The organism is Acinetobacter sp. 1294596, assembly GCF_000582925.1.
GTDB classification, from domain to species: Bacteria; Pseudomonadota; Gammaproteobacteria; order Pseudomonadales; family Moraxellaceae; genus Acinetobacter; species Acinetobacter radioresistens.
The window spans coordinates 149777-174829 of sequence record NZ_JFCC01000002.1 but is presented as its reverse complement, the minus strand read 5'-3'; the positions used below and the strand labels follow the sequence as shown (position 1 = coordinate 174829).

18 protein-coding genes and 2 tRNA genes are annotated in these 25053 nt (G+C 43.1%); 13 read left to right on the top strand and 7 right to left on the bottom strand.

All coding sequences use genetic code 11. The annotated features are described in order from the left end of the window. The first annotated feature begins 91 nt into the window (after positions 1-91). The 3 genes from J502_RS02120 (at position 92) to J502_RS02110 (ending at position 6916) form a co-directional block, all read left to right on the top strand. A complete protein-coding gene (locus J502_RS02120) occupies positions 92-2449 on the top strand; it encodes a Tex family protein (protein WP_005024174.1) in 2358 nt (785 codons plus the stop codon). An 84-nt stretch (positions 2450-2533) separates the two neighbouring features. Beyond that, the gene (locus J502_RS02115; protein WP_005024177.1) at positions 2534-4510 is read left to right on the top strand and encodes a DUF2075 domain-containing protein; all 1977 of its coding nucleotides are present in this window, start codon (positions 2534-2536) and stop codon (positions 4508-4510) included. Positions 4511-4729: 219 nt separating this feature from the next. Beyond that, the gene (locus J502_RS02110; RefSeq protein WP_034671903.1) at positions 4730-6916 is read left to right on the top strand and encodes a SulP family inorganic anion transporter; all 2187 of its coding nucleotides are present in this window, start codon (positions 4730-4732) and stop codon (positions 6914-6916) included. A 59-nt stretch (positions 6917-6975) separates the two neighbouring features. Here the strand turns inward: J502_RS02110 and J502_RS02105 are convergent, their stop codons facing one another. Both J502_RS02105 and J502_RS02100 read right to left on the bottom strand, forming a co-directional pair. Then, a complete protein-coding gene (locus tag J502_RS02105; protein WP_005018003.1) occupies positions 6976-7863 on the bottom strand; it encodes an SDR family NAD(P)-dependent oxidoreductase in 888 nt (295 codons plus the stop codon). 410 nt (positions 7864-8273) lie between these two features. Further along, on the bottom strand, positions 8274-9551 hold the full coding sequence (locus tag J502_RS02100; protein ID WP_005018004.1) for an O-acetylhomoserine aminocarboxypropyltransferase/cysteine synthase family protein: 1278 nt from the start codon (positions 9549-9551) through the stop codon (positions 8274-8276). A gap of 284 nt (positions 9552-9835) precedes the next feature. Here J502_RS02100 and ettA point away from each other — a divergent pair, with 284 nt between their 5' ends. Both ettA and J502_RS02090 read left to right on the top strand, forming a co-directional pair. Continuing rightward, positions 9836-11497 (top strand): energy-dependent translational throttle protein EttA, encoded by a 1662-nt coding sequence (gene ettA / locus J502_RS02095; protein WP_034682947.1) that lies wholly within the window; start codon positions 9836-9838, stop codon positions 11495-11497. Positions 11498-11730: 233 nt separating this feature from the next. Beyond that, complete coding sequence (locus tag J502_RS02090) at positions 11731-12657, top strand: cation diffusion facilitator family transporter (RefSeq protein WP_034682945.1); 927 nt, start codon at positions 11731-11733, stop codon at positions 12655-12657. 13 nt (positions 12658-12670) lie between these two features. Here J502_RS02090 and J502_RS02085 read toward each other — a convergent pair whose 3' ends face one another. The 5 genes from J502_RS02085 to J502_RS02065 form a co-directional block, all read right to left on the bottom strand. Next, positions 12671-13009, bottom strand: coding sequence for a zinc-ribbon domain-containing protein (locus tag J502_RS02085; protein WP_005018014.1), 339 nt, complete (start codon positions 13007-13009; stop codon positions 12671-12673). Between the two features lie 106 nt (positions 13010-13115). After that, positions 13116-13191, bottom strand: a tRNA-Glu gene (locus J502_RS02080). Positions 13192-13224: 33 nt separating this feature from the next. Further along, positions 13225-13300: transfer RNA gene (locus tag J502_RS02075), tRNA-Ala, on the bottom strand. 56 nt (positions 13301-13356) lie between these two features. After that, positions 13357-14868 (bottom strand): glutamate--tRNA ligase, encoded by a 1512-nt coding sequence (gene gltX / locus J502_RS02070; RefSeq protein WP_034680029.1) that lies wholly within the window; start codon positions 14866-14868, stop codon positions 13357-13359. 113 nt (positions 14869-14981) lie between these two features. Next, positions 14982-15323 (bottom strand): hypothetical protein, encoded by a 342-nt coding sequence (locus tag J502_RS02065; protein ID WP_005018018.1) that lies wholly within the window; start codon positions 15321-15323, stop codon positions 14982-14984. Between the two features lie 455 nt (positions 15324-15778). Between J502_RS02065 and J502_RS02060 the strand changes: the two genes are divergently transcribed. The 8 genes from J502_RS02060 (at position 15779) to J502_RS02025 (ending at position 25019) form a co-directional block, all read left to right on the top strand. Beyond that, the gene (locus tag J502_RS02060; RefSeq protein ID WP_005018022.1) at positions 15779-16795 is read left to right on the top strand and encodes a sulfate ABC transporter substrate-binding protein; all 1017 of its coding nucleotides are present in this window, start codon (positions 15779-15781) and stop codon (positions 16793-16795) included. Between the two features lie 201 nt (positions 16796-16996). Next, on the top strand, positions 16997-17908 hold the full coding sequence (gene rsmH, locus J502_RS02055) for a 16S rRNA (cytosine(1402)-N(4))-methyltransferase RsmH (RefSeq protein ID WP_034681760.1): 912 nt from the start codon (positions 16997-16999) through the stop codon (positions 17906-17908). A gap of 11 nt (positions 17909-17919) precedes the next feature. After that, positions 17920-18267 carry a cell division protein FtsL gene (gene ftsL, locus J502_RS02050; RefSeq protein WP_005018026.1) on the top strand — a complete coding sequence of 116 codons (348 nt, stop codon included), beginning with the start codon at positions 17920-17922 and terminating at the stop codon, positions 18265-18267. 10 nt (positions 18268-18277) lie between these two features. Continuing rightward, on the top strand, positions 18278-20101 hold the full coding sequence (gene ftsI / locus J502_RS02045; RefSeq protein ID WP_005018029.1) for a penicillin-binding protein PBP3: 1824 nt from the start codon (positions 18278-18280) through the stop codon (positions 20099-20101). Between the two features lie 12 nt (positions 20102-20113). Beyond that, the gene (locus J502_RS02040) at positions 20114-21613 is read left to right on the top strand and encodes a UDP-N-acetylmuramoyl-L-alanyl-D-glutamate--2,6-diaminopimelate ligase (protein ID WP_034682943.1); all 1500 of its coding nucleotides are present in this window, start codon (positions 20114-20116) and stop codon (positions 21611-21613) included. An 8-nt stretch (positions 21614-21621) separates the two neighbouring features. Beyond that, complete coding sequence (locus J502_RS02035) at positions 21622-23028, top strand: UDP-N-acetylmuramoyl-tripeptide--D-alanyl-D-alanine ligase (RefSeq protein ID WP_034682940.1); 1407 nt, start codon at positions 21622-21624, stop codon at positions 23026-23028. Next, positions 23028-24146, top strand: a complete 1119-nt coding sequence (gene mraY / locus J502_RS02030) for a phospho-N-acetylmuramoyl-pentapeptide-transferase (protein WP_005018035.1) — start codon at positions 23028-23030, stop codon at positions 24144-24146. The genes J502_RS02035 and mraY overlap by 1 nt, the downstream gene beginning before the upstream one ends. Before the next feature lie 66 nt (positions 24147-24212). Further along, entirely contained in the window at positions 24213-25019 is an 807-nt protein-coding gene (locus J502_RS02025; protein WP_034682939.1) for a putative RNA methyltransferase, read from the top strand. The last annotated feature ends 34 nt before the right edge of the window (positions 25020-25053 follow it).

Here is a 25053-nt window from a genome sequence, read left to right as displayed (position 1 = left end):
ATGTGTAATTTAGATAAAACAATAGTAGATTTTATGGCCTTGGTCTTTATAATCACAGCTTTTAGTATTTATCCTTGTGGAATCAAACACGATGACTGACTTAGTTCAGCAGCTGGCAAGCGAGCTTGCCGTACGTCCAGATCAGGTTGAAGCTGCCATCAAGCTTATAGATGAAGGTGCCAGTGTTCCTTTTATTGCCCGTTACCGTAAAGAAGTGACACAAGGCTTAGACGATACGCAGCTACGTCAGCTTGATACGCGTTTATCCTATTTACGTGATTTAAATGAGCGACGCGCTAAAGTCATCGAATCGCTGAAAGAACAGAATAAATTAAGCGATGACTTGCTGGCCCGGGTCGAGGCCGTCGAAACCAAAAATGCTCTTGAAGAAATTTATGCACCTTATCGTCCAAAACGGACCAGCAAATCTTTCAAGGCAAGAGAAGCTGGTTTAGGGCCGGTTGCTGAGAAAATATTGGCTGAACAGGTTGACCCGAGTGAAGCACTTGCAGGGTTCTCGCATGAAGAGTACCCAGACCTGGAAAGCCAGCTGGATGCCATTCAGCATATTATTATTGATGAGTGGGCACAGAATATTGCGCTGACGGCTGAGCTTAAAGCCAACTTTGCAAAAACTGCCGTTTTGAAAAGTGCAGTAGCAAGTGAAGAGAAGAAAGAAGTTGGCAAAAAATTCCGTGACTATTTTGAATTTTCAGAAAATTTGAACAAAGTCCCTTCACATCGTTTACTGGCCATGTTGCGCGGACGTCAGGAAAATGTGCTGGGCCTTAAAGTTGATGGTGAAAATGATCCGGCGATTCAGCGTATTGAGGTTGAATATCAGTTGGATCAAATTCAGCCACAGACACGTCAGGATTTTCTCAAGCAAACTGCAAAACTGTTCTGGATGGGTAAAGTACGTCCACAGGTTGAGCATTCATTACTGACCGAAAAGCGTTTAGCTGCTGAAAATGAAGCTATGCAGGTCTTTGCAGAAAACCTGCGTCATTTACTCTTGTCTGCACCGGCAGGTAGCCGACGTACATTGGGCGTAGACCCGGGTATACGTACTGGCGTAAAACTGGCAGTAGTGAATGAGTCAGGTGATGTACTCGCCCATAGTACGATTTATCCGTTTGCTCCAAAAGAAGATAAAGAAGGTTCAGTGGCCGAACTTGCGCGTTTGTGCCGTGAATTTGATATTGAACTGATTGCAATTGGTAATGGTACAGCCAGCCGCGAGACTGAAGCTGTAGTGGCTGAAATGATGGCAGCCAACCCGGATCTAAAACTGACCCGTGTGACTGTAAGTGAAGCCGGTGCGTCAGTCTATTCAGCGAGTGAGCTGGCTTCTCAGGAATTGCCTGAACTGGATGTGTCTATTCGTGGAGCAGTATCTATTGCCCGTCGATTACAGGACCCACTGGCTGAGCTAGTTAAAATTGATCCGAAATCAATCGGCGTGGGGCAGTATCAGCATGATGTAAATCAGGCCGGTCTTGCAAAAACGTTAGATGCGGTAGTTGAAGATTGTGTAAATGCGGTGGGCGTAGACGTTAATACCGCCTCTTCTGCAATTTTAGGTTATATTGCTGGTTTAAATAAAGCAATTGCCCAACAAATTGTAGAATACCGTAAAGAGAACGGTCGCTTCGACAACCGTCAGGACTTGAAAAAAGTTCCCCGTTTGGGCGATCGTACATTTGAACAGGCAGCTGGCTTCCTGCGTATTCAAGAAGGTAATCAGCCATTAGATGCATCTTCTGTTCATCCGGAAAGTTATGGTCTGGTTGAGAAAATTGTTGAAGCCAAAGCCACTACTGTAAAAGATATTATTGGAAATAGTGAAATTATTCGTCAGGTAGACCCTAACCAGTTTATTGATGACAAGTTTGGTCTGCCTACTATCCAGGATGTATTGGCCGAACTGGAAAAACCGGGTCGTGATCCGCGCCCTGAATTCCGTACTGCCAAGTTCCGTGATGATATTACTGATGTAAAACAGCTGACTGAAGGTATGCAACTGGAAGGCGTGGTAACCAATGTTACTAACTTTGGCGCTTTTGTTGATATTGGCGTACACCAAGATGGACTGGTACATATTTCAGAATTGGCAAACGAATTTGTTTCAGATCCGCACAAGATTGTAAAGCCGGGACAAATCGTACAGGTACGTGTGATTCAGGTCGATGCAGAGCGTAATCGCGTTAATCTTTCTATGCGACCTGAGGGTGCTGCTGCGCCGGTAAAAACATCACCACGTCCGCGTCGTGAACAAAATCAGGAGCAGCGTCCTGAGCGTAAGCCACAAGGTAAACGTCCTCAACATGCCCGTCCGCAAGGTGAACGCTCACAAGGGAAGAAACCACAGGCAGCTAAACCGCAGGAACAGAAAATTGGCGGATTAGGCGCTTTATTATTGCAAGCAGGTATTAAAGGATCTAAATAATCTCTGCGAAGTAAACGGAAACCTCCCAAGTGGGAGGTTTTCTTTTTTATCTAAAATAAATTGAAGAAAGTTTGGCTAAAAAGAATGGGTCTTGCACAAAGTTACTACCAGAATAATTTTTTAGAATTCAGGAATGAAAATGAAGAGGCTATATTAGGTTCACTGGCTTATCAGCATGAGTTCAGTCTTGATGAATTACAAAAAAGTGCATGGCTTAAGCAAATTACGATTTTAAAGAGAGCTCTTTGTATACTTGATCAAGGCGAGATCTTTTTTGAATTTCATATTCCACGTATGGGGAAACGTGTAGATAATATTTTGATCATTCAAGATTTAATTTTGGTCATTGAATTCAAAGTGGGAGATACGCAATACAGTCACTCAGCACAAATACAAGTAATTGATTACTGTTTGGACTTACTTAATTTTCATGCAGGTAGTCATAATCAGAAAGTAATTCCAGTTTTGGTGGCTACACAGGCAGCAGAAACTAGGCAGAATTGGGAGGAAATAGCCTCATTAAATGAGGTAGCATGCTGTAATGCAGAAAATTTTGGAGAGATATTTTCTGAAATTATTCAGCAATTTTCTCATAATTCAGTCATTAATACCCAATCTTGGCTGGAAGCTCCCTACAAACCGACACCGACAATTATTGAAGCAGCACAAGCTTTATATAAAGGCCATCAAGTCCAAGAGATTTCTCGTAGTGATGCAGGTACGATTAATCTTGAAATTACCTCTAATAAGATTGAGGAAATCATTGAATACTCCAAGCAGAATAACATAAAGTCGATCTGCTTTTTAACCGGGGTACCGGGTGCAGGCAAAACGCTTGCTGGTCTAAATATTGCGAATCAGCGATTGAAAAAGGATCAGACAGAGCATGCTGTTTTTCTTTCAGGTAATGGGCCATTGGTCGATGTATTACGTGAAGCATTGGTGCGCGATACAGTAAAAAATTTTAAATTGCAGGGCCTGTCAAAAAGTCGTCTAGCGGCAGAGCGTTCAGCAAAAGCGTTTATACAGAATATTCATCATTTTCGAGATTATTATTTACGCTCTACAGAAATACCTGTTGAGCAGGTAGTGGTTTTTGATGAGGCGCAGCGGGCCTGGCAAAAAGAACAGGTTTCCAATTTTATGAAACTCAAAAAGGGAATTGATAATTTTACTATGTCTGAACCCGAGTTTTTGATCAATGTGATGAATCGGCATATAGATTGGTGTGTTGTAGTCTGTTTAATCGGTGGTGGTCAAGAAATCAATACAGGAGAAGCTGGCGTTACTGAATGGTTAGAAGCCTTGAAACAGAAGTTTTCTGAGTGGCAAATTTATTATTCCGAAAAGATATTAGAAGACAGCGTTTATTTGGACTCTACAGAACATAGGAACTGGCTACAAACTACAGGCATTAATGAACAGGATTTACATTTAGCTGTCTCTGTACGTTCATTTAGAAGTGAGCGGGTATCACAATTAATTCAATATATTTTAGAGGGGAATTCTCAGGCTGCTCAACAGCTCTATTCAGAGATCAGTTCTGATTATCCTGTCGTATTGAGCAGAAATTTGAAGCAAGCTAAGCAATGGTTAAAAACCAGGGCAAAAGGATCGGAGCGTTACGGCATTGTAGCAAGCTCTGGGGCAAAGCGTTTAAGAGCAGATGGAATAGATATTAAAAGTAAAATTACTCCTGAACATTGGTTTCTAAATCTAGATACAGATGTACGCTCTTCATATTACCTAGAAGAGGTCGCTACCGAATTTGATATACAGGGTCTGGAAATTGACTATACCTGTGTTGCTTGGGATATTAATTTTTATTTTGATCAGGAGTGGAAGTATCAGGCTTTCAAGGGTAGTACATGGCAGAAAATTAAAAATGAAGCCAAGCAAAAATACTTACTAAATGCGTATCGGGTTTTATTGACTCGCGCGCGACAAGGCATGGTAATTTATGTGCCTGAAATAGAGCAGGCCGACTGGACCCGGCCAGCGAAATATTATAATTCTACGTATCAATTTTTAATGGATTGCGGTTTCGAAACCTTAAAATGAAAAAGTAAGATGAAAAAAATCCAACTCTAGCAAGCATAAGGCAGAGTTAGATAAAAGTTAAATAAAATAGTGTAAAAATCACACATTATAGTAGCATAATCAGGCTTTAATTCAGAAAGATTGTCAGACAATATCAACTCGCTTTTTATAAAAACATCGATGTTAGTGTTACATCTGACCTCGAAGTCGATTCTAATTTTTATTCCAAACGGTTGTTTTATGTCAGTTTTAAATTTGAGAAAACCCTTTTATTTAAAAGATATACTCTCTGGACTTGTCGTTTTTCTGGTCGCATTACCCTTGTGTTTAGGTATAGCTTTAGCCTCAGGTGCACCCATTATTTCCGGTATTATTGCGGGGATTGTAGGCGGAATTGTCGTCGGGGTGTTGAGTGGCTCACACATCAGTGTGGCAGGCCCGGCGGCCGGGCTCACGGCAGTCATGCTGGTACAACTGGATCAATTAAGCGGCAATTATGCCGCTTTTTTATTGTGTATTATTTTTGCCGGTTTACTTCAAATTGGCTTTGGTCTATTCAAGCTAGGTTTTTTTGCTAATTTTATTCCCAATAACGTTATTTTAGGGCTGCTCGCAGCAATTGGCGTAATTCTGATAGCAACCCAATTACCTTATTTATTGGGTATCCATGATTTCTCATGGTCAGCAGTTTGGTCTGGAACATTTTTTTCAAATTTTAGCTCCCTTGATAAAGGCGCAGCACTGATTGGTCTGCTCAGTCTATTTTTAATTCTGGCTTGGGACAGTAGTCCTCTTAAAAAACTGGTTCTGCCATCGGCACTGGTAGCTGTGGTTGCCGCTGCGCTATTAAATTTTATTTTAATGTCGATGGGTTCTCCTTTGGCAGTTCAGAATCATAACTTGATTCAGTTACCTAATTTACTGGAAGCTCCAAGAGATGTACTGATTTTCCCGGATTTTAGCTATTTAGCAGAACCACTGATTTACACCGGAGCTATTACCCTTGCGGTAGTCGCTTCTCTGGAAACACTTCTGAATCTCGAAGCGGCAGACAAACTTGATCCACAAAAACGTTCATCACCACCGAACCGCGAGTTATGGGCACAAGGCACAGGCAATATTGTTTCCGGTTTAATTGGAGGTATGCCAATTACGTCGGTAATTGTACGTAGCTCCGTCAATGCCAATTCTGGCGCACGCAGTAAATGTTCGACCATTATTCATGGCATTTTCCTGCTACTGGCAGTGATGTTTTTTGTGCCATTGATGAATATGATTCCTTTATCAGCTCTAGCTGCGATTTTAATTTTAACGGGTTTTAAACTTACCCATCCAAAACTCTTTAAAAAGCTTTATCAGCAGGGCTGGAAACAGTTTTTGCCTTTTATTATCACATTAGTTGCGATTTTACTCACAGATCTGCTCACTGGAATTCTAATTGGATTATTGGTCAGTAGTGCTTTTATCCTATACGGTAATTTGAATAAGGGCGTACGTGTATATAAGGAAAAGCATTTGCACGGTATTGTTACACGGATTGAACTGCCTTCACAGGTTACTTTTTTAAACCGTTCAGCACTCATTTCAGCTCTCGAACATGTTCATAAAGATGAGCGGTTAATTCTGGATGCGACTCAGTCCGATTCAATCGATCCAGATATTTATCAAGTTATTCAGGAGTATCAGAATGAAACTGCCATTAAACGCAAGATTGATTTAAAACTAATCGGATTCAAACAGCATTACCATGAACTGGATGACGCAGTACTAGATATTGATATCAGTACTCGCGATTTGCAGCAGCAACTGACACCTGCCCAAGTACTGAACTTGCTTAAGGAAGGAAATGAGCGTTTTGTGAAAAATGAACGTTTACAACGTGATATTTACCGGCAGATCCGAGTAACTGCTGATCAGGGTCAACATCCGATTGCTGCCGTACTCGGCTGTATGGACTCAAGAGCTCCTACAGAGATGCTGTTCGATGTCGGAATTGGGGATTTATTCAGCCTGCGTATTGCAGGAAATGTGGCCGGACAGAAAGTCATAGGCTCTCTTGAGTTTGCCTGTCAGGCTAAGGGTTCAAAAGTAGTTGTGGTGCTGGGCCATACTGACTGCGGAGCAGTAACTAGTGCCTGCCAGCTGCGGTTACAGCATAAAAGTATTTCTGACATTAAAGAAATGCCGTATATTCAGTATATCTTGGGGCCGCTAATGCATTCGGTTCAGAGCGCTTACGATATTATGCAGCCGCGTGAGCTGAACCGGCCTTTTATTGATCAGGTAACTACCCTGAATGTTCATTACAATATCCAGTATATTGTTAACCACAGCTCTGTCTTAAAAGAGATGCTTGAACGTGGAGAAATAGCCATTGTGGGAGCAATTTATGATGTGCAGACCGGTCGGGTCAATTTTCTGGAATAAAAGAAACTAGCAAAATGCCTCCAGAATAGGAGGCATTTTTATTGATAAAGTAATTATATTTACCAGTGTTCACCTGGAAAAATACGGGCATAAGCGCGTTGAACCCAGTTAAGTTTTTCCTGTTTACCCACTGATGCGCTGGAACTTGGAAACAGATTAAAGCCAATTGACATAAACATATTGTTGATTTCAGGAGCAATCGAATAAGTAATAGATGCCAAACGGCCAAGATGCGTAGCCAAGCGTTTCGGACGCTTGATAATGGCATAGGCAATCAGATCAGCTGCCTGCTCAGGCGACAGCGTAGGGACATAACGATAAATTTTGGTTGGTGCAATCATGGGAGTGCGCACCAGAGGCATATAAATTGAAGTGATTGCAATCTTGTGTGAATGCACTTCTGCTGACAGACAGCGGCTAAAAGCATCTAGTGCGGCTTTAGAGGCCACATAAGCAGAAAAACGGGTTGCATTGGCCAGCACACCAATTGAACTGATATTAATGATCTGTCCGTCACGACGCTGCATCATTTGCGGCAATATATTCAGAATCAAACGGATCGCACCGAAATAATTCAGCTGCATGGTACGCTCAAAGTCATGAAAACGGTCAATTGATTCATGGACGGCACGGCGAATAGAACGTCCAGCATTATTAATCAGGATATCAATATGGTCTACAGACGCCAGAATTTTCTGGGAACATGCATCAATAGCATCCAGATCATTTAAATCACATGGGAAAATAGTTGCTTTTCCACCCTCTGCTTCAATTTCAGCCTGAACTTCTTGCAAGGTAGACTCAGTACGGGCAACCAGCAGCACATGTGCACCCGCTTGAGCAAGTTTCTTGGCTGTAGTTAGGCCAATTCCACTGGAAGCACCGGTGATGAGTGCTACTTTGCCATTTACCTTGTCTTTGAAAAGTTTCTCTAATTTGTTGTTCACGTAGATCTTCCTGGCTGAAAATTTGCTGAGGCAAAATAAATATAATTTTTTTAAATATGTTATAGCCATGACCTGCGATAGGCCAAGGGGCTCAGTCGGTTTTTATCTTAACGAAATGACGGGAAAAATCCAGAGTTAAGTGGTTGAATCTAAAAATAATATTTAGAGCAATTACTCTAATTTAAGTATGTGTTTATACTGTGTTTTAACACAAGTTAAAATAGTTGAAAAGATAAAGCTTTGAAAAAGCAGTTCATAAATGGAAAGTAAAAACATATGCCAGATTAAAATAAAGCTATCAGGTAGGGCTAATTATCAGAAACATTCGAGTTCAAGCTTTTTAGTCACACTGTCTGGTATTTGAGGGAATATAAACAGGGCCATGTATGTTGACCCTGCTTGTGTATAACTTAAACTGCGGCAAGTGCCTGTTCCAGATCGGCAATCAGGTCATCAGCATGTTCAATGCCGATAGATAAACGCACCATATCCTCGCTAACCCCTGCAGATTTCAACTCCTGTTCATTGAGCTGACGATGGGTAGTGGTTGCCGGATGACAAGCCAAACTTTTCGCATCGCCAATATTGACCAGGCGGGTAAAGAGCTGCAGTGCATCAATAAAACGGGTACCACCAGCAAGTCCATCCTGTACCCCAAAGGATAAGATAGCCGAAGGTTTACCTTGAACATATTTTTGTGCCAGTGCATGCTGTGGGTGGTCTGTCAGGCCTGCATAATTTACCCATTTGACTTTTGGATGGGCTTTCAAATACTCGGCAATTTTTAGAGCATTTTCGGTATGGCACTCCATGCGCAGGCTTAAGGTTTCCAGTCCTTGCAAAATCAGGAAAGCATTCATCGGGCTAATGGCGGCGCCAGTATTACGTAAAGGTACAACACGTGCACGGGCAATATAAGCAGCTTCACCAAGCGCCTCAACATAGTTAACTCCATGATAACTTGGGTCGGGCGTATTTAACACTTTAAAGCGGTCCGGATATTTACCCCAAGGGAATTTACCGCTATCGACAATCGCACCACCAATACTGTTACCGTGACCTCCAATATATTTGGTTAGCGAGTGCACCACGATATCAGCACCAAATTCAAAAGGCTTGAGCAAAACCGGTGTCGCTACCGTATTGTCAACTACCACCGGTACACCATATTCATGGGCGATTTTACTGATGGCTTCCAGATCAATGATATTGCCAAGCGGATTACCAATTGACTCGACAAATACCAGTTTGGTTTTATTATCAATCAGAGAGTGTAATGCTTCTGGATCCTGATAATCGAAGAAGCGCACTTCAATTCCCTGTTTGGGCAAGGTATGGGCAAACAGATTATATGTACCACCATATAGGGTGGAAACAGAAGCAATATTATCACCTGCTTCGGCAATAGTCTGAATCGCATAGGTAATTGCTGCCATGCCCGAAGCAAGTGCCAGTGCACCTATTCCACCCTCTAGAGCTGCGATACGCTGTTCAAGAACCGCCGTTGTAGGGTTCATAATACGGGTATAAATATTGCCCTGGACTTTTAAATCGAACAGGTCGGCCCCATGTTGAGTATTATCGAAAGAGTAGGACGTGGTCTGGTAAATAGGTACCGCTACGGCTTTCGTCGTCGCTTCAGGGCTATAACCGGCATGAATTGCCAAAGTTTCATCTTTATATGTCATATTATTTCTTCGATGTGGGTTAAAACCTAATCGAGTCTAGCATTTTTTAATATGAAATAAAGCTTTCCTATTCTTTGTCTATATCTATTTATTTCATAAGTATAGTGATGAGTTTAAGCAAACTCAAAATCTTGGTGTGAGTTTAATTTTTAGTCACAAAAGGCTATGAGATAACCCGCAGAATACCCAGAGTACGCCTTATGTTTTCATGGTATTCATCGTATAATACGCTGGTTATTTTTTCGCAGTTTGCGATATTCTGATTTTCAATTGAGGAGTCCTGCGTGGCCCAATATATTTACACGATGAACCGTGTGTCGAAGATGGTTCCGCCTAAGCGTGAAATCCTGAAAGACATCTCTTTGTCATTTTTTCCGGGTGCAAAAATTGGTGTGCTCGGTCTTAACGGTGCAGGTAAATCAACTCTGCTCCGTATCATGGCGGGCGGAGATAAAGATTTCTCTGGGGAAGCACGTGCGCAACCAGGGATTAAAATCGGCTATCTGGAACAAGAACCACCCCTAGATCCGAACAAAGATGTACGTGGAAATGTTGAAGATGGTCTGCGTGAACCGTTAGATGCATTAGCCCGCCTGGATGAAGTGTTTGCAGAATATGCAGCAGAAGATGCTGACTTTGACGCACTTGCAAAAGAACAAGAGAAACTTGAAGCCATCATCCAGACTTGGGATGCACATAATCTGAATAACCAGATGGAACAGGCTGCTGCTGCATTAAACTTGCCGGCTTGGGATGCTGACGTGACTCTGCTTTCTGGGGGTGAACGCCGCCGTGTTGCACTTTGCCGTCTGCTTCTATCTAAACCGGACATGCTCCTTCTTGACGAACCGACTAACCACCTGGATGCAGAATCTGTGTCTTGGCTAGAACGTTTCCTAAAAGACTTTCCTGGTACCATTGTTGCTATTACGCATGACCGTTATTTCCTTGATAACGTTGCTGAGTGGATTCTGGAGCTTGACCGCGGACATGGTATTCCTTACCAGGGCAATTACACGTCTTGGCTGGAACAGAAAAATGCCCGTCTAGAACAGGAACAGAAACAGGAAGAGTCTTTTGCTAAAGCCTTGAAAAAAGAACTCGAATGGGTTCGTTCAAATGCCAAAGGCCAGCAGAAAAAGAACAAGGCTCGTATGGAGCGTTTTGAAGAGTTAAACTCTAAAGAATTCCAGCAGCGCAATGAAACTTCTGAAATTTATATTCCACCTGGTCCGCGTTTAGGTAATAAGGTAGTAGAAGTTGAAGGCATCAGTAAATCCTTTGATGGACGTCTGCTTTATGAAAACCTGACCTTCTCTGTACCACCAACAGCAATTGTTGGTATTGTCGGTCCAAACGGTGCGGGTAAAACCACACTATTCCGTATGATGACTGGGGAACAGCAGCCAGATACCGGAACAGTTACTCTGGGTGATTCAGTTAAAGTGGCCTATGTTGGCCAGATTCGTGACACCTTGGATAACAACAAAACCGTATGGGAAGAGGTTTCTGGCGGTCTGGACATCTTGAAAGTAGGTGATTACGAAATTGCGTCTCGCGCTTATATTGGCCGTTTTAACTTTAAAGGCCAAGACCAGCAGAAACGTGTAGGTGAACTTTCTGGTGGTGAGCGAAACCGCTTGCAGCTGGCAAAAATCTTGCAGCAGGGTGCTAATGTAATCCTGCTTGATGAACCTTCAAACGATCTTGATATTGAAACTTTGCGTGCACTTGAAGATGCAATTTTGGTCTTTCCGGGTACAGTTATGGTGGTATCGCATGACCGCTGGTTCCTGGACCGTATTGCAACGCATATTTTGTCGTTTGAAAATGAGCAGCCTGAATTTTACACGGGTAACTATGCTGAATATGAAGCATATCGTCAGTCACGCCTAGGCGATGCAGCTGTAACCAAACGCGCCAAATATAAAAAAATCAGTGGATAATAGCCACAACTGAAAAACCAGCCTGAGGGCTGGTTTTTTTTGTTTTTAGGATTTTGGCATCTCAGACCATACCAATAGAAAAATCCATAGTAACAATTGGTTAACTGAATTCTCAAATTGGTAAATTAAATATTGTTCTACTGTCAGAAGTGAACTGGATATCCCAGTAGCATACTGTTACCTTAGAGGATAAGAGCTGTAAAGTAATTCACTCAGAATCGAGGAGACTGTCAATGGGCGCGCATCATGGGCACGATCACAGTCATGCAGTCGTCACTGAAGGTAATGCCAAAAAGCTTGGTTTTGCTTTGGCACTAACCACGACCTTTTTAATTATTGAAATAGTTGCGGGCTTTATAACCCAAAGTTTGGCTCTGTTATCAGATGCCGCGCATATGTTTACCGATGCCGCAGCGTTAGCTATTGCATTGGTTGCCATTAAAATTGCTAAACGTCCCGCTGATGATAAGCGTACCTTTGGCTATCAACGCTTTGAAATTCTGGCAGCACTTTTCAACGCCTGTATGTTGTTTGTGGTGGCTATTTATATTTTATATGAAGCCTACCAGCGTTTTAGCCAGCCCCCCGAAATTCAGAGCCTTGGCATGCTCTCCGTGGCAATTATTGGTCTAGTGATCAATCTGATTTCCATGCGCATTCTGTTTTCAAGTTCGAAAGATAGTCTGAATGTGAAAGGGGCTTATCTTGAGGTTCTCAGTGATGCCTTGGGTTCAGTTGGTGTTATTGTTGGCGCCTTAATTATTTATTTTACTGGCTGGATGTGGGTAGATACCCTAATCGCAGTGCTAATTGGTTTCTGGGTATTACCACGGACCTGGATATTGCTGAAACAGAGTATCAATATTCTACTTGAAGGCGTACCTGAAGAGATCGATATTGAAAAGCTGCGTAATGACCTCTTGGAACTCGATAGTGTCGAGAGCATTCATCAGCTTAAAGTCTGGGCTATTACTTCTAAAAATGTGCATCTAACTGTGCATTTGTATGCACCACATGCAAACCGGAACCAACTTTATCAAAATGCTCTCGAAATGTTGACCCATGAGCATGGTATTACCGAAGTGACGTTACAGATTGAGGAGGACCCATGTCAGACACTTGCTCATGACCCTCAGAATGATCATGAACACAGTCACTAAGTTATTTTAGGGTTTAGATCTGCCACTCATGGCCACATTCACGACACTTCCATTGTTTCTGGGATTGCATAAATGCCTGCATGGACAGTTTAAAGTCTGGCAAATCGCGCCAGAACAGGAATCCGGCTATAAGGCAGATAATAAATACAGCTATAGTCGCCATTTGCAATGTACTGCCGGCACCATCACCAAAGATCCACATACCGATACTGATTACCACCAGTAGTAATAGAATAAAAATAGCCGGAATCAGGAATACCAGACTTTTGGGAACCACAGGACGGGTGGTATTGGTTCCTTGACTGACTGGTATGATCTTGGGACTCTGGCATTGTGGGCAGCGATATTGCATGAAAAACTCCTAAACTCTTTTGCGGTCTATTTTACTGAATAGTGTAGGTAAGCCGAAAGTGTAAGCATAAAAAAAGCCACTGAATAGGTCAGTGGCTTTTAGAATTTGGCGTCCCTACGGGGATTCGAACCCCGGTTACCGCCGTGAAAGGGCGATGTCCTAGGCCTCTAGACGATAGGGACTTATGAGGCAGTTACACAAAGTAGAACAGCTTCTGGTGGAGTCAAGCGGGATCGAACCGCTGACCTCTACAATGCCATTGTAGCGCTCTACCAACTGAGCTATGACCCCAGCGTTTGTGTGAGCGCAATATTAGGGGCATTGCGCTCATACGTCAACACAAATATTTACTCGCCTTGATCATCTGCTTCATTTTTCGGCAATTTCAGACTTTCATTAAGTTTTTCCCAGGCTTTTAACTCTTTTTTGCTCGGACCACCTACAATTTCTAGTGCACGACGCAAACGGGCAAAGGTCAAGTCGGGACCTAAAGTCACCATAGATTGCATGACAGGCGTGGATGAGGTTGAACCGGCAATCGCAATAAAAAAAGCAGGCATGAAATCACGTAGCTTGATGCCCATTTGGTTAGACAGATCCATTAGAGTCTGGCTGACCGTATCATTATTCCAGGTAAATAGACTTTCCAGCCGCCAGATGGCAAATTGCAGGCTTTGACGAACCTGCTCCTCAGTCAGTTTTTTACTTTCAAACTGTTCTTTGGAAATATTCGGGAACTGATTGAAGTAAAAGCCCGCCCAGTTTACTGCCTCAGAAAGCAGGTTGATTCGCGGCTGGATGGCTGCAGCAATCTCTTCAAGTTTATTACGGTCTGCCTTCCAGTTGAGCAGGGTATTTAACAATTCTGCAGGAGACAATGCCTTAATCCACTGACCATTTAACCAGTTAAGCTTTTCAACATCAAAAATCGGGCCGCCTAGTGATACACGTTTAATGTCAAAGTGTTCGATCATTTCTGCCAGCGTAAACTTTTCACTTTCATCTGGCATAGACCAGCCCATACGACCCAGATAGTTTAGTAGGGCCTCTGGCAATACACCAATATCACGGTAATAATTGATTGATGTTGGGTTCTTCCGTTTAGATAATTTGGACTTATCTGGATTACGTAGTAGTGGCATATGACAGATTGTTGGCATATCCCAGCCAAAGTAGGAGTACAGCAACTGGTGTTTTGGTGCCGATGGAATCCATTCTTCGCCACGGATGACATGCGTAATTTGCATAAGATGGTCATCAACCACATTGGCTAGATGATAAGTAGGCAATCCGTCAGTTTTTAGCAGAATCTGCATGTCTACCTGAGCCCAAGGAATCTCAACTTCACCACGCAGCATGTCATTAAATTTACATACGCCTTCAGCAGGCACTTTCATGCGAATAACATGAGGTTCACCAGCTGCCAGACGGCGTTCAACTTCTTCATGAGAGAGCTGCAGACCCCGGCCGTCATAGCGTGGACTTTCACCACGGGCCTGCTGTTCGGCACGCATCTGGTCGAGTTCTTCTGGAGTTGCAAAGCAATAAAAAGCATGACCTTTTTCAACCAGTTCTAATGCATACTGTTTATAGATATGCATACGCTCGGACTGGCGATATGGTGCATGTGGGCCACCGATATCTGGTCCTTCTGACCAGTTCAGTCCCAGCCATTTTAATGAGTCCAGAATCATTTTTTCTGATTCAGGGGTTGAACGCAGCTGATCGGTATCTTCAATACGCAATATAAATTCGCCTCCATGCTGCTTGGCAAAGCACATATTGAACAGGGCGATATAAGCAGTACCAACATGGGGAAAGCCAGTTGGAGAAGGAGCAATACGGGTGCGGACGTTCATAACTCTTAATTTTCAATAACAGATTAAGACTATTATAACGAAAAAGCCTGACAGCTTAAGGGTTAATTCACCCCAGGCAGGTCAGGCTAGAAAAGACTATGAAAATTATAAAATTAAGAGGTTTGCTGTGGAAAAATTATCTGTACCAGACGGCTGAAACGCTGGTTCTGTGCCGCCAGAAAATTCTGGGTAGGAGCAGCACGCATAGAAGTCAACATTTTTAAATCCAGCTCGGATCTGTCAACTGAAGGCGTAGTTTTCTCAGATTGGCGCTGGTTTAAAGCTTTTTCAATAAGAGAGCCTGTTTTAGCAGGAGCATGGGTAGAACCAGGTATTTTAGATAAATCCTGATTTTTAAGACTGTTGCCTTGTACAATAACTGCGCTATGCCCCATCTGGCTGAGTGTAAGCATACTCAAACTTAAGTAAAAAATCTTAAATAAATTCATGTTCATGTAAGAAGAGTCCCCCTATAAATCGGCTAATTCTTATAAAGTTTGCCGAAAATCGCATGAATTAAAACAGCTTTGTCTTAACAGTTACAGTATAGACTCACAATTCATTACAAAGTTTTAAACTAACTCTAGTTAAAAAATTACAATAAACCCTAAGCTGTATTGGAAGTGTAGTTTTAACAGATAAATGTGTAGAGAAGGTGAAGAGAAAATAGGAAACTTGAGAGTGCTCAAGACACTGGGATTTTTTGACTGTACTAGAAGCTCAATGAAAGATGAGAGTTTCGGTTAGAGAAAACATGATAAGTGTGCCTAAAACAACATTATAGAAAAATCAAGGACTGTAGAACTTAATCAATTGAAGGGAATGCAATACTCAACCGTATAATGAGTTGTTGTTTTATAAAAATTTTCAGTATATTGCAAATTGTTTATCAAGTGACCTAGAGAAGTAAATGAGAAAGCATTTCCAATGGGGTTTAAAAGGTGGCATGTTAGCCACCTTAATACTATGTGGTTCAGTTACACAAGCTGCTGACCGTCAATTTTTGAATGTCTCATATGATGCGACACGTGAATTTTATGATGAGTTCAATAAGTCATATGGTGCTTACTGGAAAAGCCGTACTGGACAAACAGTTGAATTTAAACAGTCACATGGCGGTTCAGGTAAACAGGCACGCTCAGTAGTTGATGGTTTAAAAGGTGATGTAGTGACTTTAGCCTTGGCAAATGACATTAATGAGATTGTAAAATCTGGCCAGATTAAAGCAGGCTGGCAAAAAGAATTTCCTTATAATTCTGCACCCTATACTTCAACCATCGTTTTTATGGTACGTAAAGGTAATCCGAAAAAAATTCAGGACTGGAAAGATCTGACCAGACCGGGTGTGCAGATTATTACACCTAACCCTAAAACAGGCGGCTTGCCACGCTGGATTTATCTGTCGGCTTGGGGCTATGCGCTGAAACAGCCGGGCGGTAATGATGCTAAGGCACGAGAGTTTGTTAAAAGCATGTATAAGAATGTCAAGGTGATGGACTCTGCTGCACGTGCCTCTATGACGACATTCGCCGAACGTGGCATGGGTGATGTACTGCTAACCTGGGAAAATGAAGCTCTAGTCACGCTTAAAACTTTAGGCCGTGATAAATATGATATTGTTTATCCATCAATTTCAATTTTAACGGAACCATCGGTTGCAATTGTTGACAAGACAGTTGAAAAAAATGGTAATAAATGGCTGGCTACCGGCTATATTAATTATCTGTATTCTCCTTTGGGTCAGGAAATGGCAGCAAAATACTATTATCGGCCACGTAACCAGAAAGTTATGGCGAAATATGCTGCTCAATTTCCTAAGCTGAAAACTTTCACGATTGATGAAGTATTCGGGGGATGGAGCAAGGCACAGCAAACCCATTTTGTAAATGGGGCAACATTTGACCAGATTTATAATGATCGTCGCTAACCATTCGTCGTTCAAGTAGTTCCTCTGGAAAAGCCCTGTAGCAGAATAATTCTGTCAGGGCTTTTTAATGATGCTTTAAAAAAGATCGGCAAAACGGTTTTCTCTATAGAAAATAATATTTCCCTACAAAAAGCCATTTGGAGCTTTATAAAAACAGGGTAATAATGTGCAGTTAAATTTTTAGCTGTCTGAACCGATCTTATGTCGCATATTTCTGTATTACTCCATGAAACTGTTGCTGCCGTACTGGCAGAGCGCAATACAGGAATTTATGTAGACGCAACCTTCGGCCGAGGTGGCCATAGCCGTGAATTACTGGCTCAGCTCAATACAGATGCTCAGGTTTATGCCTTCGATAAAGATCCTCAGGCTTTGGCTGTTGCTGCCGAGCTCGAGCAGCAGGACGCTCGCTTTAAAATTATTCATGCCAGTTTTGCTGATCTTAAACAGGAGCTTGAAAAAATTGGTATAACTGAAGTCGATGGGATCATGGCAGATTTAGGGGTTTCATCGCCACAACTTGACCAGGCTGAACGCGGTTTTAGCTTTATGCAAGACGGACCCTTAGATATGCGTATGGATAATTCCCAAGGCCAAACCGCAGCAGAGTGGCTGGGCAATATTGAAGAAGAGGCATTAGCCAATATTATTTATCAGTATGGGGAAGAGCGTTACAGTCGCCGCCTAGCCCGCGCAATTAAACAGGCAGGTTACATTGCAACCACTGGCCAGCTGGCTGAACTCGTGAAAGCTGCCCATCCAAAATGGGAAAAACACAAGCATCCTGCTACGCGTACCTTTCAGGCTATTCGTATTGCCATCAATAAAGAATTAGAGGATATTGAGCTGTTTCTACCACAGGCAGTCGATATTCTTAAACCACATGGACGCTTGGCGGTAATCAGTTTCCATTCACTGGAAGACCGTCTGATCAAACAGTTTATACAAAAAGAATCAAGTTTGGCCGAAGATTCAGGCTGGGGAATGCCGCAAATACAGCAGGACACTCGCCGTTTGAAGAAAATTTCACGTATTAAAGCCAGTGATGCCGAAGTTAAAGAAAACCCACGCTCACGTAGTGCTTGGTTAAGAGTAGCAGAACGCTTAGCATAGTAAGGCGCACAATGAAAAAAAAAGTTGTTGAAGAAAAAGCTGAACAACCTCTCTTGCAGAAACCGGCTCTCAAGAAAATTGTGGTTTACACAGTTCTGGTACTGCTGGTTTTTATGAGTGCGGTCATGGTGGTTTTTCAGGTTTTTCAATATCGTCATGATTACCGAGATCTGAGTTCCTATATGCGTGAAAGGGATGACCTGAACGCAGAATGGGGACGCCTGCTGATTGAACAACAGACTTTTGGTGCCACTGCCCAGATTGGAACCCGGGCAGTAACCCAGTTGCGTATGTATTCTCCGCCGGCTTCACAAACTGTGGTGATTTCCTTACCTATGACTTCTGAGCAAAAAAAATAAGGCATGCTGTATGGTAGACAAGCGAATTAAGCAAACACGAAGAAAACAGCAGTCGATTTCGGAAAAACCTACTCTTGCCTTTGATATGTGGCGCTTCTATTTAATGTGGGGCGTGGTGTTACTGTGTTTTGTCATATTGATTGCGCGTGCATTTTACGTACAAATTATTAATAAGGACTTTCTGCAAAACAAGGCCAATGCCAATATTTTAAGAACTGAGTCTTTAAAAGCCATGCGTGGAGTCATCAGCGATCGTCATGGTGTACCTCTGGCGATCAGCACGCCAATTATGAAAATTGTAATTGACCCGCGTGATTATTTTGATAATAAAAAGCTCTACGACGAGATTACAGCCGAGTTAAAAAAAGATCCGAATAACCGCAAACTCAAGCGTCAGTTACCTGATAAAAATCTTAATCTGGATGAGTTGGCCGATGCAGTCGGTATCGATCGGGCCGAATTAAAAAGAAAATTAAAGGAGCGGCCAAGATCACGTTATCTGGTTCTGAAAAAAGAAGTACCACCACAGCAGGCAGACCTGATCGTCAAGCGAGATTTTCAGGGGGTATATGCCGAGAAAAACTATAAACGCTATTATCCGCAGCCACAGCCAAATGCTCAGATTATTGGTTTGACCAATAGTGAAGGGACCGGTATTGAAGGCCTGGAAATGCAGCTTAACAAACGGCTGGCTGGTGTCGATGGTGAGCAGAAAGTTATCCGTGATAAACGCGGTAACCGGTTGAAGGTAACCGAGGTTATTAAAGAAGTTGAACCGGGTGAAAATATTACACTGAGTATTGACTCACGTTTGCAATATATTCTTTATCGTGAACTTACAGCTGCAGGCATCGCCAACAATGCCCGCTCGGCCAGCGCTATTGCAGTAGATGTTAAAACCGGTGAGATTCTGGCCATGACCAGTTGGCCCTCTTATAACCCGAATGATAAAAATGGACTGGCCAATAAAGATGCCATGCGAAACCGCGGTGCAATCGATATGTTTGAACCGGGTTCTACCATGAAGCCATTAAGTGTGGCTGCGGCGCTAGAAAGTGGTAAATATACACCAAATACCATTATTAATTTAGGCTCAGGCTCAATGCGGGTCGGTAACCATACTATTCGTGATACGCATAGTTATGGCCAGCTTAGTGTAACTGGTGTAATTATCAAGTCATCAAACGTTGGTGTGGCGAAGATGGCTTTATCTTTGCCCTATTCAACTCTTCCGACATTTTTTAAGCGAATTGGTTTCGGACAACGTTCAGCTGTGAAGTTCCCGGGTGAGAGTACAGGCCTGATTTTACCACCAAGTAAATGGAATGTTTCAGAAGTAGCCACTATGTCTTATGGTTACGGTATTAATGCCACTGTACTACAAATGGTACAGGCCTATGCCATGCTGGCAAATCATGGTGTAAAAATGCCTCTTAGCCTTTATAAGCTGGATGAACCGCCTAAAGGTGAGCAGCTTCTTGAACCTAAAATCGCTGATCAGGTACTCCTGATGATGGAACAGGTAACATTACCTGGAGGAACTGCACGTCAGGCTAATATTCCCGGTTACCGTGTTGCAGGTAAAACAGGTACGGCCCATAAACTGCGAGCTGACCGTAAGGGTTATTCGAGTAATGAGTACCGCGCTCTGTTTTCTGGTGTAGCACCAGTAAGTGATCCACGACTGGCTATTTTTGTGGTCGTAGAAAATCCGAAAGGAAAATATTATGGCGGTCTGGTGGCTGCGCCAGTATTTGCCAGGGTAATGCAGGAATCACTCCGTTTGATGAATGTGCCATTAGATAAGCCGCTCGATGTTCCACAGGAACCGTAAATCAGGTGATGCATGACAATTACATTTAATGAAATATATCCAGGTAACGCCAACGTAGAGTGGGCGAATCAGCCATTTAGCGGTTTTTGTCTGGATAGCCGTAAAGTACAGGCAGGACAGATCTTTATTGCTTTAGATAGCTTAAGTCATTCTAATAAAACTCGTATTTTTGCGGAAAATGCATTAAGCCAAGGTGCTCTTGGTATTATTTCCGAATCTGATCTCGGGGTGACCACAGCATGGGTTTGTCCCCAGGTCAGACAATGGATGGGTGGGTGGCAAAAACAGTATTTACAGGCTACCCAGCCGGTAAATTCTGCCCGAATTCTAGCTGTCACAGGGACTAATGGTAAAACCACTATTTCCCGGCTGATAGCAGAACTGATCAGCTTCCAGAAGCAGCCCTGTGCTGTAATGGGAACAACTGGTAATGGTATTTTACCGCATCTGGTCGCTTCAACACATACCACACTAGATGCGTTACAGCTACAAAATGCCCTGCATGATTTTTCCTCTCAGGGTGCGAATTTTGTTGCTCTCGAAGCCAGCTCACATGGCCTGGAGCAGGGCCGTCTGGATGGCTGCGAGATTGAAATTGCTATTTATAGTAACCTGAGTCGAGACCATCTGGATTATCATGGAACCTTGGCAGCTTATGCAGATGCCAAGGCTTTGCTGTTCAAATTTGCTACGCTGCGTAGTGCCGTAATCAATCTGGATGATGATTATGCACCAGTGATGCTGGAAACAGCACAAGCCAATCCGGCCCGACCAAAGATTTTGACCTACTCATTACAACATCCAGAAGCAGATTATCGCGTATCTGATATTCACTACAGTCTGAAAGGAGCGAAGTTTAAGCTGATCGCCCCAACAGGTGAATATGTGGTACAGAGCCCGCTTTTAGGTCAATTTAATATTGAAAACCTGGTGGCTAGTCTGATTGCAGTAGAGCAGGCCGGTTTTAAACTGAGTGATATTTTAGCAACTGTACCTCAGCTCAAGGGAGCTCCAGGCCGCATGCAGGTGATCCGTGATGCAGAGCGTTTATTTGTAGTGGATTATGCTCATACACCTGATGCTTTAACACAGGTTCTGGTTACCTTGAAACGCCATGTCCAGAATCAGCTTTGGGCCATATTCGGTTGTGGTGGTGATCGCGACCGTGGCAAACGTCCGTTGATGACTCAGGCAGCTCTTAATGATGCTGACCCGGTGATTCTCACCTCAGATAACCCGCGAACAGAAAGTCCTGAACAGATTTTTGCTGATATGAAGAATGGGGTTGATTTTGGTAACCATCATGTGCAGGAAATTCGCGACCGGCGTGAAGCAATCAAATATGCAGTGCAACAGGCACAAGCTGGCGATATTGTAGTCATTGCCGGAAAGGGCCATGAAAACTATCAGGAAATTGATGGCGTCCGACACTGGTTTGATGACGTGGTCGAAGTGCAGTCCGCACTTGAAGCCCAACACTGCAATTTATCTCAAGCCTATTCTGCTGACTAGGAAAACTTATGCATACCTCTACAACAAGTACCGGGTCTTTGGAGCCTTGGACAGCCCAACAATTAATGGAAGCAACACAAGGCTACTGGTATCAGGAACGTTGCCCTGAGCAGCCAATCAAGCGGATTCTGACGGATTCACGGCAGGCAGAAGCTGGAGATGCTTTTCTTGCCTTAAAAGGTGAGCGTTTCGATGCCCATAATTTTGTGGCTCAAGTTTTAGATAAGGGCTGTCAGGTTGCAATTGTTGAGCGTCCTCTTGACCTTGACATGATGCAGCTGGTTGTTACAGATACACGGCAGGCACTAGGAAGGCTTGGAGCCTATCGTCGTCAGCAGAATCCACAGCTTAAAGTAATTGCGCTGACGGGGAGTAGTGGTAAAACGACTACTAAAGAAATGCTGGGCAGTATTCTGTCCCGTCTTGCACCTACCTTGGTCACACGAGGCAATCTGAACAACGACTTGGGCGTGCCTATGATGTTGCTCGAGCTTACAGCTGAACATCAATATGCAGTGATGGAACTGGGCGCCAGTCATCAGGGTGAAATTGATTATACTTCACAGCTGGTTCAGCCACAGGTGGCAGGTATCATTAATGTTGGTACTGCACATTTAGGTGAATTTGGAGGCCGTGAAGGCATTTGTCGGGCTAAATCGGAAATCTATGCTCATATAGCAAAAGATGGAACCTCAGTTATTCCGGCGGCTGATGATTTTACTGACGCTATCCGTCATGCTGTTCAGACAACGCAAGTCCTGAGTTTTGGTGAAGGCGGCGATATATATGCAACAGAAATGACGCTATTGGCTCAGTCTGCCCAATTCATGCTACATACACCACAGGGTGTGCGTGAAGTTAATTTACCTTTTGCGGGTTTACATAATGTACAGAATGCAACTGCAGCTACAGCTTTCGCGCTTGCGATTGGTATTTCTCTGGACGATATAGTTATCGGTCTCGAGCTGGCACAAGGGGCGAAAGGGCGATTAAATTTTATTACCTATAAACAGCATTTGTTTATTGATGATACTTATAATGCCAATCCTACATCGATGCGGGCTGCCGGAGAGGTTCTGGCACAGCAATCCGGTATCAAAGTAATGGTCACTGGCGATATTGGCGAGCTGGGTGACGCTGCAGCTGTTGAGCATTACCGTCTGGGGCGTGATCTGGTGAGCCAGGATATCAATTTTTTAATAGCAGTTGGCGAGTTTGCACCCGCTGCACTTGAAGGTGCCCGTAGCACCCAGTACGGGAAAAAAATGCAGGCCTTTCTGACTCAGGCCCAAGCACTTCCTTTTCTAATGAGTCTGGTCGAAACACATCAACCACAGTCTATGAGTTTCCTGTTTAAAGGTTCTCGTTATACCCATATGGAGACGTTGATGGCTGATTTGATGGAGAAAATTTAATGCTGTTATGGTTGTTTGAACAGCTTGCGGGCTATCATAGTTCGTTTCAGGTGGTTCGTTATTTAACATTTCGCTCTCTATTGAGTGTCCTGACGGCCCTCAGTATTGGTCTCATTCTGGGACCAGTCATGATTCGCAAGTTACAGGCACTTAAATATGGTCAAGCAGTCAGCTCTTTTGCTCCTGAAAATCATGCGAAAAAAATGGGTACACCTACTATGGGTGGGGTGTTGATTCTATTATCGATTGGTATTTCAACACTACTCTGGGCAGATTTATCTAATCCTTATGTCTGGATTGTACTGGGCGTGATGGTAATTTTTGGTGCAGTAGGCTGGGCAGATGACTGGATCAAAATCCGTTATAAAGATAATGCCGGACTACCTGCGCGCAAGAAATTCTTCTGGACATCTATTGCCTCTTTAGGTGCCGGTATTGCACTGTATTATATTGCAACCCAGCAACCTAGTGCCGTACAGACAGCTAACATGCTGGATCTGCTTATTCCATTTTTTAAAAATCTGACGATTCCATTATCCGTTATCCCATTCGGTATCGCCTTTATTGTCTTTACCTATCTGGTTATTAATGGTGCTTCAAATGCGGTTAATCTGACTGATGGTCTGGATGGTTTGGCAATTATGCCTATTGTACTGGTTGCTGCAGGACTAGGTGTATTTGCCTATCTGGCAGGTGATGTACGCTTTGCTGATTATCTGCATATTCCTTATGTAAAATATTCTTCTGAACTGGTAGTTATCTGTTCGGCCATGATTGGTGCCGGTCTGGCTTTCCTCTGGTACAACGCTCATCCTGCTCAGGTGTTTATGGGAGATGTGGGTGCTCTGGCACTGGGAGCAATGCTCGGTACAATTGCGGTCATGGTTCGTCAGGAGATTGTTTTTGCAATTATGGGCGGTGTATTTGTCATGGAAGCAATTTCCGTCTTCCTGCAAATTGGCTCGCTACGTATGCGTAACAAACGAGTTTTTCTGATGGCACCATTGCATCATCATTATGAAAAGCAGGGCTGGAAAGAAACCCAGGTAGTAATCCGCTTCTGGATTATTACAATTATGCTAGTGGTTTTGGGACTAATGACCTTAAAATTACGTTAAGCAAATCTTTTTATAAAAGCCGGCATTTGCTAATAACTGCCGGCTTTTTTTATTCTGGAGAAAATAATGAACCTGCTCATGTGTCCTGTATGTCGGGAACAACTCAAATTGATAGACAGGACATGGCGCTGCGTAAATCACCACAGTTATGATGTGGCCAAACAGGGGTATGTCAATCTGCATGTGGTACAACATAAACACAGTAAAAATCCGGGCGATACGCCTGAGTCGGTTCAGGCAAGACGAGCATTCTTGGCTGATGGTTTTTATGAACCGTTACAGCAGGCAGTGGTCAAGATAATCTCCAGTCTTCGTATTGAAAACCTGCTGGACATTGGTTGTGGTGAAGGATATTACACGCAGGCCATGCAGTCTGAAGTCTTGCAATGTGTAGGAGTTGATATTGCTAAAAATGCGGTACAGGTTGCTGCAAAGACCAATCGGCAGGTAACTTGGGTGGTTGGTACAGGTGCAGTTTTACCTGTAATTGACCATTCAATAGATTTATGTACCAGTTTATTTAGTCCCATTCCCCAGCAGGAGATCTTGAGGGTCTTAAAGCCAGGGGCTTATCTTATGGTAGTTACGCCAGGGCCTGAGCATCTCTACAGTATGCGTGAAGTATTATTTGAAGAAGTAAATGCTCATGAACCGGCCAAGTTTGTTGAGCAGCTGGCAGAACATTTTGAGCTGGTTGAACAGCCACTGATTGAAACCCGGCTACTGCTCAACCAGGCGCAACTCAAAAATCTGGTTGCCATGACCCCTTATGCTTATAAGGCAAAACCAGAGCACCGCCAAAGATTAGAAGCACTGGAAAATTTTGAGACTCAAGGCAGTTTTCAGGTTTATCTGTTCAAGAAAAAAGACTGACTTTAAGAATAAAGAAGCCACCTTTATGGTGGCT

Bases quoted from the DNA above. Each gene is read 5' to 3' on its own strand.
- J502_RS02090 (WP_034682945.1), top strand. From the start codon at position 11,731: ATGGGCGCGCATCATGGGCACGATCACAGTCATGCAGTCGTCACTGAA.
- ftsL (WP_005018026.1), top strand. From the start codon at position 17,920: ATGAAAAAAAAAGTTGTTGAAGAAAAAGCTGAACAACCTCTCTTGCAG.
- J502_RS02065 (WP_005018018.1), bottom strand. From the start codon at position 15,323: ATGAACATGAATTTATTTAAGATTTTTTACTTAAGTTTGAGTATGCTT.
- gltX (WP_034680029.1), bottom strand. From the start codon at position 14,868: ATGAACGTCCGCACCCGTATTGCTCCTTCTCCAACTGGCTTTCCCCAT.
- J502_RS02110 (WP_034671903.1), top strand. From the start codon at position 4,730: ATGTCAGTTTTAAATTTGAGAAAACCCTTTTATTTAAAAGATATACTC.
- J502_RS02060 (WP_005018022.1), top strand. From the start codon at position 15,779: ATGAGAAAGCATTTCCAATGGGGTTTAAAAGGTGGCATGTTAGCCACC.
- J502_RS02100 (WP_005018004.1), bottom strand. From the start codon at position 9,551: ATGACATATAAAGATGAAACTTTGGCAATTCATGCCGGTTATAGCCCT.
- J502_RS02120 (WP_005024174.1), top strand. From the start codon at position 92: ATGACTGACTTAGTTCAGCAGCTGGCAAGCGAGCTTGCCGTACGTCCA.
- J502_RS02115 (WP_005024177.1), top strand. From the start codon at position 2,534: ATGGGTCTTGCACAAAGTTACTACCAGAATAATTTTTTAGAATTCAGG.
- J502_RS02040 (WP_034682943.1), top strand. From the start codon at position 20,114: ATGACAATTACATTTAATGAAATATATCCAGGTAACGCCAACGTAGAG.
- mraY (WP_005018035.1), top strand. From the start codon at position 23,028: ATGCTGTTATGGTTGTTTGAACAGCTTGCGGGCTATCATAGTTCGTTT.
- ftsI (WP_005018029.1), top strand. From the start codon at position 18,278: ATGGTAGACAAGCGAATTAAGCAAACACGAAGAAAACAGCAGTCGATT.
- J502_RS02085 (WP_005018014.1), bottom strand. From the start codon at position 13,009: ATGCAATATCGCTGCCCACAATGCCAGAGTCCCAAGATCATACCAGTC.
- rsmH (WP_034681760.1), top strand. From the start codon at position 16,997: ATGTCGCATATTTCTGTATTACTCCATGAAACTGTTGCTGCCGTACTG.
- J502_RS02035 (WP_034682940.1), top strand. From the start codon at position 21,622: ATGCATACCTCTACAACAAGTACCGGGTCTTTGGAGCCTTGGACAGCC.
- J502_RS02025 (WP_034682939.1), top strand. From the start codon at position 24,213: ATGAACCTGCTCATGTGTCCTGTATGTCGGGAACAACTCAAATTGATA.